Raw genomic sequence first — 203 nt, 5'->3', positions numbered from 1 at the left:
GCTTTAGCACCAGCGCCCAGACGGCTGGCTTTACGCTCAACGCCGATGGCAGCTACAGCTTCGCCCCAGCCAATGCGGCTTACCAACACCTTGCCGCTGGCCAGACTGAGACGCTCACAATCCCCATCACAGTCACCGACAGCACTGGCGCAACTAGCACTGCGAATTTGACGATTACGCTCACAGGCAGCAACGATGGCGCC

The 203-nt window shown here is 60.1% G+C and carries 1 protein-coding gene; it reads right to left on the bottom strand.

The features are described 5' to 3' along the window. The coding region (locus tag SHEWPOL2_RS23305) for a hypothetical protein (RefSeq protein WP_037431980.1) at positions 1 to 203 on the bottom strand (203 nt) is incomplete at both ends.

The sequence above is a fragment of the Shewanella sp. POL2 genome (genome assembly GCF_000282755.1).
Taxonomy (GTDB): domain Bacteria; phylum Pseudomonadota; class Gammaproteobacteria; order Enterobacterales; family Shewanellaceae; genus Shewanella; species Shewanella xiamenensis.
Note: the sequence above shows the minus strand (reverse complement) of the source record. Positions and strands in the feature narration are given on the sequence as shown.